Here is a 14,859-nt window from a genome sequence, read left to right on the forward strand (position 1 = left end):
GCATGACCGTCACGGAGCTGGAGGCGGGGACGTACGAGGTCCTGCGGAACCGCCTCCAGGCCCAGGCCAAGGCCCTCGCGGCGGCCGCCGGGACGCTCAACGGCGAGCGGCTGAAGGTCTTCGGCGGCGCGGAGCTGCGCCTGCTCGGCACCGAACGCATCAGGACCGAGAACAACTGCGTCCCAAGGGACATCGTCTCGCTGGGCGGGGTGATGTTGTTCGGCTACAACGTCTTCATCGGGCTCAAGCCGGAGACGAGCGTGGCCGACGTGTTCGCGGTCCACCGCTTCAGCCGCGACGGCGACGCCTTCCGCTTCGACACCGGCACGCTGGACGCGCTCGGCGATCCGGCGTTCGCCAAGGACTTCGCCGAGCTCTACCGCTACTACAAGGAGACCCGGCTCCAGCAGCTCCGGCGGGTCGAGGGCAAGCTGCTGGCGGTGTTCCGGACCGGCCCGGCCGACCTGCGGGTGCTGCGCTGGGCCGTGGACGCCGCCGGGGTCCCCCGCTACCTGGACAACCGGGGCGAGCGCGACCACGTCTTCCCGCCGTCGCACGACTTCGCCTGGACGCCGACCACCCGCGACGACCACGTCCTCGGCCGGCACCCGCACATCTCCATCGGGGGCGAGGTGTTCGTCGAGACGGTCGGCGGCGACCTGACCATCAAGATCGAGGACAACACCGAGACCGGGGCCGGCATCTACAGCGAGCCGGTGAACGAGCCGCTGCAGAGCCTCGCCGACGCCGACGTCGAGCACGCCCGGGTGGGGCCGCTCGTGCTCATGCGGGTGCGGCCGTACAAGGAGAGCGAGTGGCGGCACCTGGTCTTCAACACCCGCACCAAGGCCGTCATCCGGCTGGACGGCATCGGGCAGGCCTGCCAGCGGCTGCCCGAGGACCAAGGGCTGATCTTCCCCGGCGGCTACTACCTGACGACCGGCATCAGCAAGACGTTCGACACCGACGTCAGCGACCTGGAGTTCGAGCGGGTGGTCCGGGCGCCCAACGGCGAGGACGTCCTGTACGTCTTCCACGCGCGCGGTGACGGGCGCTCGCTGCTGCTGCCGTACAACGTGATCAGGAAGGAGGTGGCCAACCCCATCGTCTGCCACGGGTACTCGCTGTTCGACGACGGCACGATGGTGGTCTTCCGCGCCACCTCCGAGGAGCCGACGCGGGTGCACCCGATGCAGGTGTGGCAGACGCCGTACGTCTCCGACACCTACGCCGCCGCGCAGCCCGCCGGGACCGGGCCGCTGGAGCGCATCGGCAACGCCGAGCTGGTGCGCGGCATCTCCGACTGCCTGTCCGTGGCCCGGATGGTCGAGGAGATGGCGCCCTCCTCGGCCACGTTCGAGGCGCTGATCGCCGCCTGCACCCGGGCCTTCGACTCCTACCACTGGCTCGCCGAGCACGGCCTGCGCGGGCCGCTCACCGACGTCCGGGCCACCGCCGAGCAGGTCCTCGACGAGTACGAGAACGTCGAGCAGCTCACTCGCCAGGCCCGCGACACCCTCGGCCGGACCGGCGAGGAGATCGCCCACCTGCTCCGCGAGGCGCGCGGCGGCAGCCCGGACAGCGCCGACGCCTGGGTGAGCACGCTCGCCACGCTGCGCCGGGCGCAGGGCCGGCTGGTGACGCTGCGCGAGACCCGCTACATCGACCTGGCCGCGCTGGACGGCCTGTCGGCGGAGGTGGCCGGGGAGCTGGACGCGACCGGGCGGCGGGCGGTCGCGTTCCTGTCCGGCGCGGAGGCGTTCACCTCCTACCATGCCGCCGTCGAGCGCCTGGCCGCCGAGGCCGCCGCGATCGCCACGGTGGCCGAGGCCGGGCCCGTCACCGAGCGGCTGGCCGAGCAGGCCGAGGGGCTGGAGGTGGTGACCGAGGTCGTCGGCTCGCTGGACATCGCCGACGCGACCGTGCGCACCTCCATCCTCGGCCGCATCGCCGAGGTCCTCGGCGGGGTGAACCGGGCGCGGGCCGTGCTCGACGGGCGGCGGCGCGAGCTGCTGGGCGCCGAGGGCCGGGCCGCGTTCGCCGCCGAGTTCGCGCTGTTCGGGCAGGCCGTCACCGGGGCGCTGGCGGCGGCCGGCACGCCCGCCGCGTGCGACGAGCAGCTCGGCCGGCTCATGCTGCACCTGGAGAACCTGGAGTCGCGCTTCGGCGAGTTCGACGACTTCGCCGCGCAGCTCGCCGCCAAGCGGGACGACGTCTACGAGGCGTTCTCGGCGCGCAAGCAGAGCCGGCTCGACGAGCTGGCGCGGCGGGCCGACCGGCTGTTCGGCTCGGCCGAGCGGGTGCTGGGGACGATCACCCGGCGGCTCGGGACGCTCGCCTCGCCCGACGAGGTCAACACCTACTTCGCGACCGACCCGATGGTGGCCAAGGTGGGCGCGGCGGCGGCCGAGCTGCGGTCGCTGGGCGACGCCGTACGGGCCGAGGAGCTGGACGGGCGGGTCAAGGCGGCGCGGCAGGAGGCGGGCCGGGCCCTCCGGGACCGCCTGGAGCTGTTCGACGACGGCGGCGAGACGCTGCGGCTCGGCCGCCACCGCTTCGCCGTCAACACCCAGCCCATCGACCTGACGCTGGTGCCGCACGAGGGCGCGATGCACTTCGCCATCACCGGCACCGACTACCGCTCCCCCGTGCCCGCCTCCTTCGCCGACACCCGGCCGTTCTGGGACCAGCTCCTGGTCTCGGAGACCGCGGACGTCTACCGCGCCGAGCACCTGGCCGCCTGCCTCCTGCCCGAGGTCACGGCCGGGGTCGCGGTGGCCGACCTGGTCCGGCGGGCCGCCGGGGCCCGCTACGACGAGGGCTACGAGCGCGGCGTCCACGACCACGACGCGGCCGCTATCCTGGACGCGCTGGTCCGCCTGCGCGAGGGCGCCGGGCTGCTGTGCCACCCGCCGGAGGCACGGGCGCTGGCCCAGCTCTTCTGGACGTTCGGGACCGACGAGGTTTCACGTAAAACATTGGCCACCCGGGCCGTGTCGCTGGCCCGCGCCCGCGCCCTGTTCGGGCCCACTCCCGCGCTGGACGCGCTCGCCGCCGAGCTGGGCGGCCGCATCACCGCCTTCGCCGAGAGCTTGGGTGTCAGCCCGGCCGAGGCGGCGGGCGAGTACCTGGTCGAGGAGCTGGGCGGCGCCCCCGACGGGTTCGTGACCGGCAAGGCGGCCCGTGACGTGCTCGACGGGTTCCGCGCCGGGCTCGGCCCGGTCAAGCTGCGCGAGTTCGAGGCGGACCTGCGGGCGCTGCCGCTGCCCGAGCGGGTGCAGCTCGCCCAGGCCTGGCTGACGGCCTACCACCAGGGCCCCGAGACGGCCGAGGCCGTCGCCGTGCTGCTCTGCGGCGACCTGCCCCGCTACGACTCCAGCGCCGCCACCACCGCCACGGTGACCGGCCTGCTCGGCACCCACCCCCGGATCAAGGACCGCGAGCTGAGCCTCCGCCTGGAGGAGTTCCTGCCGCGCACCCGCCGGTTCCGCGCCGAGCGGGTGCCGGCGTACCGGGCCTACCAGCGCCGCCGCACCGAGCTGGTCCAGGCCGAGCGCGCCCGGCTGCGGCTGGAGGAGTACAAGCCGAAGGTCATGAGCGCCTTCGTCCGCAACCGCCTGCTCGACGAGGTCTACCTGCCGCTGATCGGCGACAACCTGGCCAAGCAGGTCGGCGCGGCGGGCGCGGGCAAGCGCACCGACCAGATGGGCCTGCTGCTGCTCATCTCGCCGCCCGGCTACGGCAAGACCACGCTCATGGAGTACGTGGCGAGCCGCCTCGGCCTGGTCTTCGTCAAGGTGAACGGCCCCGCCCTGGGCCACCAGGTCACCTCGCTGGACCCGGCCGACGCGCCCGACGCGACCGCCCGGCAGGAGGTCGAGAAGATCTCCTTCGCGCTGGAGACCGGCAACAACACGCTGCTCTACCTGGACGACATCCAGCACACCTCGCCGGAGCTGCTGCAGAAGTTCATCTCGCTCTGCGACGCCCAGCGCCGCATCGAGGGCGTGTGGAACGGCCGGACCAGGACCTACGACCTGCGCGGCAAACGCTTCGCGGTGTGCATGGCGGGCAACCCGTACACCGAGTCGGGCACCCGCTTCCGCATCCCCGACATGCTGGCCAACCGGGCCGACGTGTGGAACCTGGGCGACGTGCTGTCCGGCAAGGACGAGCTGTTCGCGCTCAGCTACGTGGACAACGCCCTCACCTCCAACCCGGTGCTCGCCCCGCTGGCCGGCCGCGACCGGGCGGACGTGGAGCTGCTGGTGCGGCTGGCCAAGGGCGACCCGGCCGTCCGGGCCGACCAGCTCGCGCACCCCTACACGAAGCCGGAGCTGGAGCAGATCCTCGCCGTCCTGGCCAAGCTGGTGCGGGCGCAGGAGGTCGTGCTGGCCAACAACCGGGCCTACATCGCCTCGGCGGCCCAGTCGGACGCGGCGCGGACCGAGCCGCCGTACCGGCTGCAGGGCTCCTACCGCAACATGAACAAGCTGGCCGAGCGGATCGTCCCGGCGATGAACGACGACGAGCTGGAGGCGGTGATCGACGACCACTACCTGGGCGAGGCGCAGACGCTGACCGCGGACGCCGAGGCCAACCTGCTCAAGCTGGCCGAGCTGCGCGGCCGCCTCACCCCGGAGCAGGCCGCGCGCTGGGCGGAGATCAAGCGCGCCTACCTGAAGGCGAAGGCGCTCGGCGGCGCCGAGGACGACCCGGCCGCCCGGGCCGTGGGCGCGATCGGGCTGCTGGCGGACCGGGTGGGCGAGGTCGGCACGGCCATCAGGGAGTCGCGCACCTCCCCCTGGTTCAGCCCGCCCGCCCGCTGATCTCCAGCGCTCTGGACACCGCCGCGGGGCCGGCGGGCAGCAGCGGCAGCCGCACGTCCGGGGTCGGGATGAGGCCCCGGGCGTGCAGGACGCCCTTGAGCACGGTGGGGTTCGGCTCGGCGAACAGCGCGGCCGACAGCCCCGACAGCCGGTGGCCGAGCGCCCGGGCGCGGACCGCGTTCCCCTCCCGCCAGGCGTCGGCGAGGCCAGTGAACTCGCGCGTCCGCAGGTGCGCCGAGGCGAGGACGCCGCCCGCCGCCCCGAGGGCCAGCATCGGCGAGACGAACAGGTCGTCGCCGCACAACACCTCGAACCCCTCGGGCGGGTCGCGAAGCAGGTCGATGGCGTCCTGGTCGAGGCCGCCCGCGGCGTACTTGACCCCGGCGACCATCGGGTGCTCCCCCAGCCGCCGCAGCGTCGCCGCCCCCACGGCCTGCCCGGTCCGGTACGGGATGTGGTAGATCACCAGCGGCACCGGCGTCCGCTCGGCCAGCGCCTCGACGTGCGCGAGGACGCCGCGCTCGCCGGGCCGCAGGAACGACGGGACGGTCACCAGCGCCGCCCCCACCCCCGGCGGCAGGGCGTCCAGCGCGCGGGCGGCCGCGCGGGTGTCGCTGCCGGTCACGCCCACGGTGAGCAGCGCGTCCCGGGCGGCGCAGACGCGGGCGCAGGTCTCGATGACCAGGGCCCGCTCGTCCGGGTCGAGCGCGGCGGCCTCGCCGGTGGTGCCGAGCGCGACCAGCCCGGCCGCGCCCTCGTCCAGGACGTGGCCGGCGAGCTTCTCGACGGCGTCGGCGGCCACCTCGCCGCCGGGGGTGAAGGGGGTGACCAGCGGTACGTGGATTCCTCTCAGCATGCTCCGAGCCTGGCCCGGGCTCGACCTTAAGGTCCAGTTCGGATCGCTGACGTGGAGCGTAAGGTGAGCTTATGCTCGATCCGCGCAAGCTCCATCTGCTCCGCGAGCTGGCCGCGCGCGGCACGATCGCCGCGGTCGCGGAGGCCGTCATGTTCACCCCGTCGGCCGTGTCGCAGCAGCTCAGCGCGCTGGAGCGGGAGGCCGGCGTGCCGCTGCTGGAGCGCACCGGCCGGCGGGTGAGCCTGACCCCGGCCGGTCACCTGCTCGTCGAGCACGCGCAGGCCGTGCTCGAACAGCTCGACCGCGCCGCGGCCGCGCTGTCCGCGGCGCGGGGCGGCCCGTCCGGTCCCTTGCGGATCGGCGCGTTCCCGACGGCCGCCCGGGTGCTGCTGCCGTCCGCGCTGGCCGCGCTCACCGCCGGGCATCCCGGGCTGGAGCCGATGGTCGCCGAGATCGACCCCGCCGACGTCTCGGCCGCGCTGCGGGCCGGCGAGCTGGACGTGGCGCTGGTCCACGACTACGACTTCGTCCCGCCGGTCACCGACGCGGCCGTCGGCACCGAGCCGCTGTTCGCCGAGCCCGTCTACCTGACCGGCCGCCGCTCGCTGGCCGAGGCCCGCGACGACGCCTGGATCACCGGCAAGCCGGGCACGCTCTGCCACCTGATGACGATCCGGGCCTGCCAGGCGGCCGGGTTCGAGCCGCGGGTGCGGCACCACGTGGACGACTTCGACACCGTGCTGGCCTTCGCCGCGGCCGGTCAGGGCGTGGCGCTCGTCCCGCACCTGGCCGCGACCGCTCCGCCGGCCGGCGTCACGCTGACCCCCTTGCCGCTGAGCCGCCGCACGCTCGCCGCCTTCCGGCGCGGGCACGGCGGCCATCCGGGGGTGCGCGCCGCGATCGCCGCCTTCCGCACCGCCTTCCGTGCCGCCGCGGCGGACCTACCCCCGGCCCGCTGAGCCGCCCAGCAGCCCCCGCACCAGGTCGGCGTAGCTCGCGGCGAGCCGTTCGTGCGCGCCGGCCCGCAGGCTGCTCGCGACCGGCTCCATGTGCAGCACGCCGAGCAGCATGTGCGCGATCAGCCCGGCGTCCACGTCGGGCCGCCCCTCGGCGATCAGGGCCGTCACGTGCCGGTGCCAGGAGAGGTAGATCGGGTGCGACTCCCGGGGCTCGGGGCTCTTGCTGGTGAGGACGGCGTGCTCGTGGGCCGCCAGCAGGTTGCCGTTGCGCGCGGCCAGCGCGGCCACCTCGGCGAGGAAGGCGACCAGCCGCTCGGCCGGCGGCGCGCCCGGCCCGAGCGGCGGCGGCCCCTCGGCGACGGCCTGCTCCAGCTCGCGCGCCCGCTCGTTCATCAGCTCCCGCATGAGCCCGGTCCTGCTGCCGAACCGGTGGAAGACGGTGCCCTTGCCCACGCCGGCCTCGGCCGCCACCCGCTCGATCGACACCTGCTCGGGCGGGTGCCGCCGCAGCAGCTCCTCGGCCGCCCGGAGGATGGCCTGCCTGTTGCGCGCGGCGTCGGCCCGCTCCCGGCGTTCTTCCATCCGGTCATTCTTTCGCATGGACAAACTTGACCAGTGGTCCATATATTAACTGAACCAACGGTCCACTTACCCCTTGGAGACCTCCATGCGCGCTGTCGTCCTGACCGAGACCGGCGGCCCCGAGCAGCTCAAGGCCCAGGACGTGCCGCGGCCCGTCCCCGGCCCCGGGCAGCTCCTCATCCGCGCCCACGCCGCCGGCGTCGGCTACGCCGAGACGCAGATCCGGGCCGGCACGCTGCCCTTCCCGCTGCCGCTGCCCGCCGTGCTCGGCGCCGAGGCGGTCGGCGAGGTCGTGGAGACCGGCGACGGCGTCGCCCCCGAGCTGCTGGGCACCGTCCGCGTCGGCGTGACCGGCGGGCTGGGCGCCTACGCGGAGTACGTCCTCATGCCGGCCGCCCTGACCTGCCCCGTCCCCGAGGGCGTGCCCCCGCTGGACGCGCTCGCCCTGGCCGCGCCCGGCGCGATCGCGCTCGCCCTGCTGCACCGCGCCGGGCTGCGCGGCGGGGAGAGCGTGCTGGTGGAGGCCGCGACCAGCTCGGTCGGCACCCAGCTCGTCCGGCACGCCAAGGAGTTCGGCGCGGCCAGGGTGATCGCCACCGCCGGCTCGGCCGCCAAGCGGGAGCGCGCCGCCGGGCTGGGCGCCGACCTCGTCCTCGACCACGGCTCGGCGGACTGGCCCGATGAGCTGCCCGGCGACGTGGACGTGGTCTTCGACTCCATCGGCGGCGCGTCGGCCCGCGCGGTGCTCGACCATCTGACGCCCGGCTCGGGACGCCTGCTCTCCTACGGCCTGCTCAGCGGCGAGCCGGCCGCCGTCACCGCCGCCGACCTGATCGACCGCGGCCTCACCCTCATCGGCTGCGGCGGCCCCGGCTGGGCCGCGCAGGTGTTCGGCACGCACTACCCCGAGATGCTGGAGCGCCTGGCGGACGGCCGGAGCCGGGCCTTCGTCGAGCGCACGCTCCCGCTGGAGGCGGCGGCCGAGGCCCACCGCCTGGTGGAGGGCCGCACGCTCACCGGCCGCGTCCTGCTAGTCCCCTAGGACGGCCGCCAGGAGCGCCCACGAGCCGTTCGCGTCGCCGTCGTAGTTCCCGCCGGTCACCGCCACCACCAGCTCCTCGCCGGGCACCACGGCGAGCAGCTGCCCGCCGTTGCCGATGCCGAGGACGCGGCGGCGTTCCCCGGTGACGACGTACCAGTGGTAGCCGTAGGTGAAGGAGCCGTCGATCGGCACCCGCGAGCGCAGCGTCTCCCCCAGCCAGTCCGCCGGCACGATCCCGCGCCCGCCGTCGAGCACGAGCTGCCCGACGGCGGCCAGGTCCACCGGCCGCAGCCGCAGCCCGGCGGCGGCCGAGACGACCCCGTCGCCCCCCTTCGTCCACGCGAAGGACGTGATGCCGAGCGGCCCGAACAACGCCTCGGCCGCGTACTCCTCCAGCGGCCGGCCCACGCCCCTCGCGATGATGCCGCCGAGCAGCGCGGTCGCGCCGCCGCAGTAGCGCCAGCGCTTGCCCGCCTCCTCGGCGACCGGGCGCTCCAGCACGTACCGGTAGCGGTCGGGGGCCAGCTCCATGGCGATCTCGCTGTTGGCGGGGCTGGTATAGGGGGCGTCCTCGTTCCAGTCGAGGCCGAGCGTCATGGTCAGCGCGTGCTCGATCGTCAGGTGGGCCCGGCCGGGGTCGGCCGCCAGGTCCGGATAGTGCGGGAACTGCGCCAGCAGGCCGGCCCCGGGCTCCGGCACCAGCCCGTCGCCGAGCGCGACGCCGTACAGCAGCGCCACCACGCTCTTGCTGACCGACCGCACGTCGTGCAGCGTGTCCCGGTCGAACGTGACGTGCCCGAGCGCCTCGCCCAGCCGCCGGTCCTGGCCGGCCCCGTACCGCTCCAGCACCGGCTCCCCACCCCGCATCACCACCAGTCCGTGGAAGCCGGGCGCGCGCCCGTCCCGCAGCACCGCCTCGACCCGCTCCGCCATGCTCATGTCCATGCTTCAGGCATACGCCCTCACACCGTGTGAGACTCAACTCCCGCTGGTGGCGGGCCCAGCTCCTTCAGCGCGGGTCTCCAGGGGTCGGGGTCGGCGGCGTCGGCCGGGGGCAGGACGCGGACGCCGTCGGCGAGCAGGTCGGCGACCGCGCGCCGGAACGGCAGCCGGGCGGCCAGCGCCGCGTTGACGAAGGGCAGCACGACGACCGGGATGCCGAGCCCCGGCGCCTCGGCCAGCACCCCCAGCGCGTACGTGTCCGCGATCCCCTGCGCGAACTTGTTGACCGTGTTGTACGTCGCCGGCGCCACGATCATGGCGTCGGCCCGCGGCGGCTTCGGCTCCGACGGCTTGCGGTAGCGGCTGCGGACCGGCCGCCCGGTGCGGGCCTCCAGGGCCGGGACGTCGATGAAGTCCAGCGCGGCCGGGGTGGCGACGACCTGCACGATCCAGCCGAGGTCCTGGGCCGCGGCGACGAGGCGGCCGGCGTCCGAGGCCGCGAAGGCGGCGCACACGATGACGTACAGGACCTTCCCGGCGGGCGGGGGTGGGGATGCGGTCACGTCCGCCAGGATCGCACGCGCCCCGCCGGAAGGCCCTGACGCACCCCCTGACGCCAACCAGTCGAGATTTGTTGGAACAAATGGTAGAAATCTTGGCCCATTCCCAAAAAATGCGCTCATACTGGAGGTACACACCTCCGGGAGCACGCCCATGCGGAAGACCCCCCAGCGTGACGACTGGGCCCCGGGCCAGTTCCTCCAGCTGGCCGCGGTGGACTTCACCGGCATCTACGCGGTGCACCTCGCCGCGAAGGAGGAGCGGCTGAAGATGACCAGGCTCGCGCTGAGCCTGCTCTCCGCCCCGTTCCTCGCCGCCGTCGCCCTGGCCGGCGCGAAAGTGGTCGACCCGCAGAGCCTGACGCGGTGGGAGCAGGTGCCGTGGTACCTGTTCGCCCTGGTGACCGCGTTCGGGCTGCTGAGCGTGCTGCCGTTCCTGCGCCTCATCGAGGCGGTCAACGCGCACGCCAGGACCGCGCGGGCGATCAACAACTTCCGGCTCCTGTACGCCACCCGGTTGCTCAAGGACCTGGACTGGAGCCCGAACCTGCCGATCGACCCGCGCTTCCCCGAGACGTACGCGCCGCTGGCCTGGCCGGGCATCAACGTCATGGTGCTCGCCATCGTCAACAGCACCTATCTGACCGTCGGCATGACGGGCCTGACCGGGCAGCGGCCCGGCCTGCCCTCGCTCATGACCGGCATCCTGCTGGTGGCACTGGTCCACTACGCGGTGTACTACGTGCGCTGCAACGTGAGCAGGCGCCGCCGGCTCCCCCGCAATCCGTACGAATTCCCGAATCTGGAGACCTGAATGCCCGGCCCGGCTCAATGGGCGTCGTGTGGGGAGGCGTGGATGTGGTTGATGCGCCACGTGTGGTCGGCGGGGACGCTCGCCCTCGACGACCGCGGCCCCGTCATCGAGGGGCCGGCCGTGCTGTTCGAGATCGCTCGGGTCAGCCGAGACGACCCGATCCTCGAACGGCACGGCGACCCCGAACGGCTGGCGTTGTACAGCCGCAAGTTCAGCGAGGAGGCGGTCGTGCCGCCGTTCAAGTACAGCTATGGAGCACGGATCAAGGGCCAGCTCCGGTGGGCGGCCGACCTGTTACGGCTGAAGCCGTACAGCAAGAGCGCGTGGATCTCGCTCACCGAGCCGGGCGAGGCGTACGACGCCGTGCCGTGCCTGGTGGGGCTGGCGTTCCGGATCAGGCAGGACGCGCTCGTCATGACCGCGTCGTTCCGTTCCCAGAACGCCTACACCAGCTACCTCAACTACGTGCCGCTCGCCGACGTGCACGCGCGCATGGCGCGCACGCTGCGCATGGAACGCGGCCCGATGCGGGTGTTCGTGGACGTGCCCCACCTGTACCTGGCCGACAGCACCCAGGTGCTGACGATCATGCGGCGGCCCGTGCCCCGGCAGCGGACAGCGGCTCGGCGATATCCTCAAGCCCCCTCCGCTCGGCCTTGACCCCGAGGAACACCTCGACCAGGCCGCCGACGATCATCACCAGCCCGCCGATGCTGAACGCGAGCGCCGTGTCACCCGGCACCCCGCTCTCGACCAGCGAGGAGAAGACCAGCGGGCCGGCGATGCCGCCGGCGGCGGTGCCGATCGCGAAGAAGAACGCGATGGCCATGGCCCTGGTCTCCATCGGGAAGATCTCGCTCACCGTCAGGTAGGCCGAGCTCGCCCCCGCCGAGGCCACGAACAGCACCACGCACCAGCAGGCGGTCAGCGTCACCGCGGTCAGCATGCCCTGGTTGAACAGCCAGGCCGTGCCGAGCAGCAGCACCCCGGAGCCGATGTAGGTGGCCGAGATCATCGGCACCCGGCCGACGGTGTCGAAGAGGTGGCCGAGCAGCAGCGGGCCGAGGAAGTTGCCGGCCGCGATGACCGCGAAGTAGTAGCCCGTGTGCGTGTCGATCTTGAAGAACGTGGACAGGATCTGCGCGTACCCGAAGGTGATGGCGTTGTAGAGGAACGCCTGCCCGATGAACAGCGACAGGCCCAGCACCGTGCGCTTGGGGTAGAGCGCGACCATCGTGTGCGCGATCCGCAGGAAGCCGATCGACCTGCGCGTGTGGATGGTCATCGAGCGCTCCGGCTCGGGCAGGTCGCCGCCGATCTGCCGCTCGACGTCGTCGACGATCCCCTCGGCCTCCTTGCCGCGGCCGTGGATGAACAACCAGCGCGGGCTCTCCGGCACGTGCCGCCGGACCAGCAGGATGGCCAGGCCCAGCACCACGCCCAGCCCGAACGCCACCCGCCAGCCGATGTTGACCGGCAGGTCGTTGAGCAGCGGCACGGTCAGCAGCGCGCCGCCGGCCGCGCCGAGCCAGTAGCTGCCGTTGATGATGATGTCGATGCGGCCCCGGTGCTTGCTCGGGATCAGCTCGTCGATCGCCGAGTTGATGGCCGCGTACTCGCCGCCGATGCCGAAACCGGTCATGAACCTGAACAGGAAGAACCACCACGCGCTGAAGGAGAAGGCCGTCATCAGCGTCGCCGCCAGGTAGACCAGCAGCGTGATGAGGAACAGCTTCTTGCGGCCGAAGCGGTCGGTCAGCCAGCCGAAGAACAGCGCCCCGGCGCAGGCCCCCGCGACGTAGAGCGCGGCGGCCAGGCCCGCGACCTGGGCCTGCGTGATGTCGATCCCGCTGCCCGGCTTGGCGAGCTGGGCGGACAGGTTGCCGACGATGGTGACCTCCAGCCCGTCGAGGATCCAGACGGTGCCGAGGCCGATGACGATCATCCAGTGCCAGCGGGACCAGGGAAGCCGGTCCAGCCGCGCGGGCACCTTGGTGGTGACGGTGCCGGTTTCCACGTCGCTCATAAAAGCGACCCGATACCCCGGAAAGCCTTTTCTACGCGGGTTTCCTGGCTTCCAACAGCCATGTGGCGAACCAGGGGCCGCCGTACCAGAAGCGCCAGCCGGCGTCGCGGCGGCGCACGTCCACGACGCCGAGCCCGCGTAAGAGCTCCTCGTAGTCGGGGGTGTGGCGGAAGTCGGCGACGAGCAGGAGCCCGCCGGGCCGCAGCACCCGGTGCGCCTCGCGCACGGCCTGGGCCCGCCCCTCGGCGTCGGCGATGTTGTGGATCGCCATGCTGGAGACGACCACGTCGAACGCGGCGTCGCCGAAGGGCAGGTCGCGCAGGTCGCCGGTGACCAGCTCCACCCGGTCGGCGACGCCCTCGGCCGCGGCGTTGGCCCGGGTCACCGCCTCGGCGTTGCCCGACTGGTCCTTCGCGCGCCACAGGTCGACGCCGGTGGCGCGGCCCTTCGGCAGGTGCTCCGCGGCCATGAGCAGCACCGCGCCGCGCCCGCAGCCGAGGTCGAGCAGGCGCTCGTGGCCCTCCAGCCGCCGCAGCTCGCCGGCCCAGACGGCGAACTTGCCGCGCCGGGTCGTGTAGAGGTAGCTGGCCGCGCTGGCCAGCGTGTAGAGCCCGCCGAAGAGGAAGGCGATGCCCGCCGCCACGATGTCGAGGGCGAACGAGACCACTGCGAGGGCCACCAGCACGACCGCTCCGAAGAGCAGACCCGCCAGGGCCCACGGCGCGTCGAAGCCGTAGCTGCCGTGTCGTTTGCGCACACTCACGTTATATCGCAAGATGGTTATTTGACGGCGACTTGACCTGACCCTTCCCTTTCGCAGCGGCAATCACGCACATCCCATTACTAGGGTGACGTGGATGGATAAACAGCGGGGATTCGGCCTCGGCGCCAGCATCGCGTTGACGCTGGCCTCGGCCGTGTTGTGGGGTGTGGCGCACCTGGCCGCCGAGCGGCGGCGGGCCGGGCTCGCGCTGATGGCGGCGTACATCCTCATGCTGGCCGCGATCCTCGTCGTGTTCACCGCCTTCAGCACGCGCCTGCTCTCGCTCGCGGTGCAGCCCCGCTGGATGATCGGGCTGACCGTCGGCCTGGTGGTGATCGCGCTGGCCTGGACCGGGGTGATCATCTGGTCGTTCCTGCTGGTCCGGCCGCCGCGCGCGGACGCCGTCGGCCGCGTGCTCAGCACCTCGCTGGTCATCGCCCTGTGCGCGCTCGTCCTCGGGCCGACGGTCTACGCCGCCCGGCTCGCCTACGTCTCGCGCGACGTCGTGGACAGCCTGTTCCCGTCCGGGGGCGGCGCCCCGGTCCTCGCCCAGGACCCGTGGAACGACGCCGACCGGGTCAACTTCCTGCTGCTCGGCGCGGACGCCGCGCCCGGCAGGCCCGGCGTGCGCACCGACAGCATGACCGTGGCCAGCGTGGACGTGCACACCGGCGCGACCACGCTGTTCGGCCTGCCGCGCAACCTCCAGCGCGTGCAGCTCCCCGAGGGCCCGGCGCGGGCCCGCTTCCCCTCCGGCTTCACGGGCGAGGGCCCGGAGACCCCGGGCCTGCTCAACGAGGTCTTCCAGTACGCCGAGGACCACCCCGACCTGGTGCCCGGCGTCGAGCGCGGCCGACGCGGCGCCGAGCTGCTGAAGCAGACCGTCGGCGACATCCTCGGCCTCCCGGTGAGCTACTACGCGATGGTCGACATGAAGGGCTTCGCCGAGATCATCGACGCCATGGGCGGCGTCGAGGTCACCGTCAAGGAGCCCATCGTGTACGGCCGCTACCGCGAGGGCCTGCTGCCCGCCGGCACCCGCAAGCTGACCGGCCAGCAGGCGTTGTGGTTCGGCCGCTCGCGCACCGACAGCGACGACTACGTCCGGATGGGCCGCCAGAAGTGCCTGCTCAACGCCGTCGCCAAGCAGGCCGACCCGATGACCGTGCTCAACAGCTTCGAGCGCCTGGCGGCCGCCACCAAGCGGGCCATCTCCACCGACCTGCCGCAGGACCTGCTGCCGGCCCTGGTGGAGCTGTCGCAGAAGGTGAAGGAGAACAAGATCCACAGCCTCAGCTTCGTCCCGCCGCTGATCAGCACGGTCGATCCGGACTGGTCGCTGATCCGGCGCAAGGTGGCCGACGCGCTGGACGAGCGCCGCACGGCCCGCTCGGCCAGGAACGCCACGCCGCAGCAGAGCCCGGAGGATCCGGTCAACCTCGACGCGGCCTGCCGGTAAGCCCTTTATCCCTACTTGACGTATCGG

At 73.1% G+C, this 14,859-nt stretch carries 12 protein-coding genes; 6 read left to right on the forward strand and 6 right to left on the reverse strand.

Features of this window, described 5'->3' with window-relative positions; translation table 11 throughout:
* Positions 1 to 2 precede the first annotated feature (2 nt).
* Positions 3 to 4,829, forward strand: coding sequence for a DNA repair ATPase (locus MF672_RS10005; protein ID WP_242375554.1), 4,827 nt, complete (start codon positions 3 to 5; stop codon positions 4,827 to 4,829).
* On the opposite strand, the gene MF672_RS10010 is transcribed toward MF672_RS10005, so the two are convergent.
* Entirely contained in the window at positions 4,810 to 5,685 is an 876-nt protein-coding gene (locus MF672_RS10010) for a dihydrodipicolinate synthase family protein (protein ID WP_242375553.1), read from the reverse strand. The genes MF672_RS10005 and MF672_RS10010 overlap by 20 nt on opposite strands.
* Positions 5,686 to 5,756: 71 nt before the next feature.
* Here MF672_RS10010 and MF672_RS10015 point away from each other — a divergent pair, with 71 nt between their 5' ends.
* Entirely contained in the window at positions 5,757 to 6,644 is an 888-nt protein-coding gene (locus MF672_RS10015; protein WP_242375552.1) for a LysR family transcriptional regulator, read from the forward strand.
* Here the strand turns inward: MF672_RS10015 and MF672_RS10020 are convergent.
* Positions 6,627 to 7,226, reverse strand: coding sequence for a TetR/AcrR family transcriptional regulator (locus MF672_RS10020; RefSeq protein WP_242375551.1), 600 nt, complete (start codon positions 7,224 to 7,226; stop codon positions 6,627 to 6,629). The genes MF672_RS10015 and MF672_RS10020 overlap by 18 nt on opposite strands.
* Before the next feature lie 85 nt (positions 7,227 to 7,311).
* Here MF672_RS10020 and MF672_RS10025 point away from each other — a divergent pair, with 85 nt between their 5' ends.
* The gene (locus MF672_RS10025) at positions 7,312 to 8,268 is read left to right on the forward strand and encodes a quinone oxidoreductase family protein (RefSeq protein WP_242375550.1); all 957 of its coding nucleotides are present in this window, start codon (positions 7,312 to 7,314) and stop codon (positions 8,266 to 8,268) included.
* Here the strand turns inward: MF672_RS10025 and MF672_RS10030 are convergent.
* Together MF672_RS10030 and MF672_RS10035 are read right to left on the reverse strand one after the other, a co-directional pair.
* A complete protein-coding gene (locus tag MF672_RS10030) occupies positions 8,257 to 9,213 on the reverse strand; it encodes a serine hydrolase domain-containing protein (RefSeq protein WP_242375549.1) in 957 nt (318 codons plus the stop codon). The two genes, MF672_RS10025 and MF672_RS10030, sit on opposite strands and share 12 nt — an antisense overlap.
* 17 nt (positions 9,214 to 9,230) lie before the next feature.
* A complete protein-coding gene (locus tag MF672_RS10035) occupies positions 9,231 to 9,773 on the reverse strand; it encodes a flavoprotein (RefSeq protein ID WP_242375548.1) in 543 nt (180 codons plus the stop codon).
* A 151-nt stretch (positions 9,774 to 9,924) separates the two neighbouring features.
* Here MF672_RS10035 and MF672_RS10040 point away from each other — a divergent pair, with 151 nt between their 5' ends.
* The gene (locus tag MF672_RS10040; protein ID WP_242375547.1) at positions 9,925 to 10,584 is read left to right on the forward strand and encodes a hypothetical protein; all 660 of its coding nucleotides are present in this window, start codon (positions 9,925 to 9,927) and stop codon (positions 10,582 to 10,584) included.
* A 42-nt stretch (positions 10,585 to 10,626) separates the two neighbouring features.
* On the forward strand, positions 10,627 to 11,244 hold the full coding sequence (locus tag MF672_RS10045) for a thymidylate synthase family protein (RefSeq protein ID WP_242375546.1): 618 nt from the start codon (positions 10,627 to 10,629) through the stop codon (positions 11,242 to 11,244).
* On the opposite strand, the gene MF672_RS10050 is transcribed toward MF672_RS10045, so the two are convergent.
* A complete protein-coding gene (locus MF672_RS10050; RefSeq protein ID WP_242375545.1) occupies positions 11,171 to 12,610 on the reverse strand; it encodes an MFS transporter in 1,440 nt (479 codons plus the stop codon). The genes MF672_RS10045 and MF672_RS10050 overlap by 74 nt on opposite strands.
* A gap of 31 nt (positions 12,611 to 12,641) precedes the next feature.
* Positions 12,642 to 13,367, reverse strand: coding sequence for a class I SAM-dependent methyltransferase (locus MF672_RS10055; protein ID WP_242375544.1), 726 nt, complete (start codon positions 13,365 to 13,367; stop codon positions 12,642 to 12,644).
* 100 nt (positions 13,368 to 13,467) lie between these two features.
* Here MF672_RS10055 and MF672_RS10060 point away from each other — a divergent pair, with 100 nt between their 5' ends.
* Positions 13,468 to 14,832, forward strand: a complete 1,365-nt coding sequence (locus MF672_RS10060; RefSeq protein WP_242375543.1) for an LCP family protein — start codon at positions 13,468 to 13,470, stop codon at positions 14,830 to 14,832.
* Positions 14,833 to 14,859: the final 27 nt, after the last annotated feature.

Source organism: Actinomadura luzonensis, assembly GCF_022664455.2.
Taxonomy (GTDB): Bacteria; Actinomycetota; Actinomycetes; order Streptosporangiales; family Streptosporangiaceae; genus Nonomuraea; species Nonomuraea luzonensis.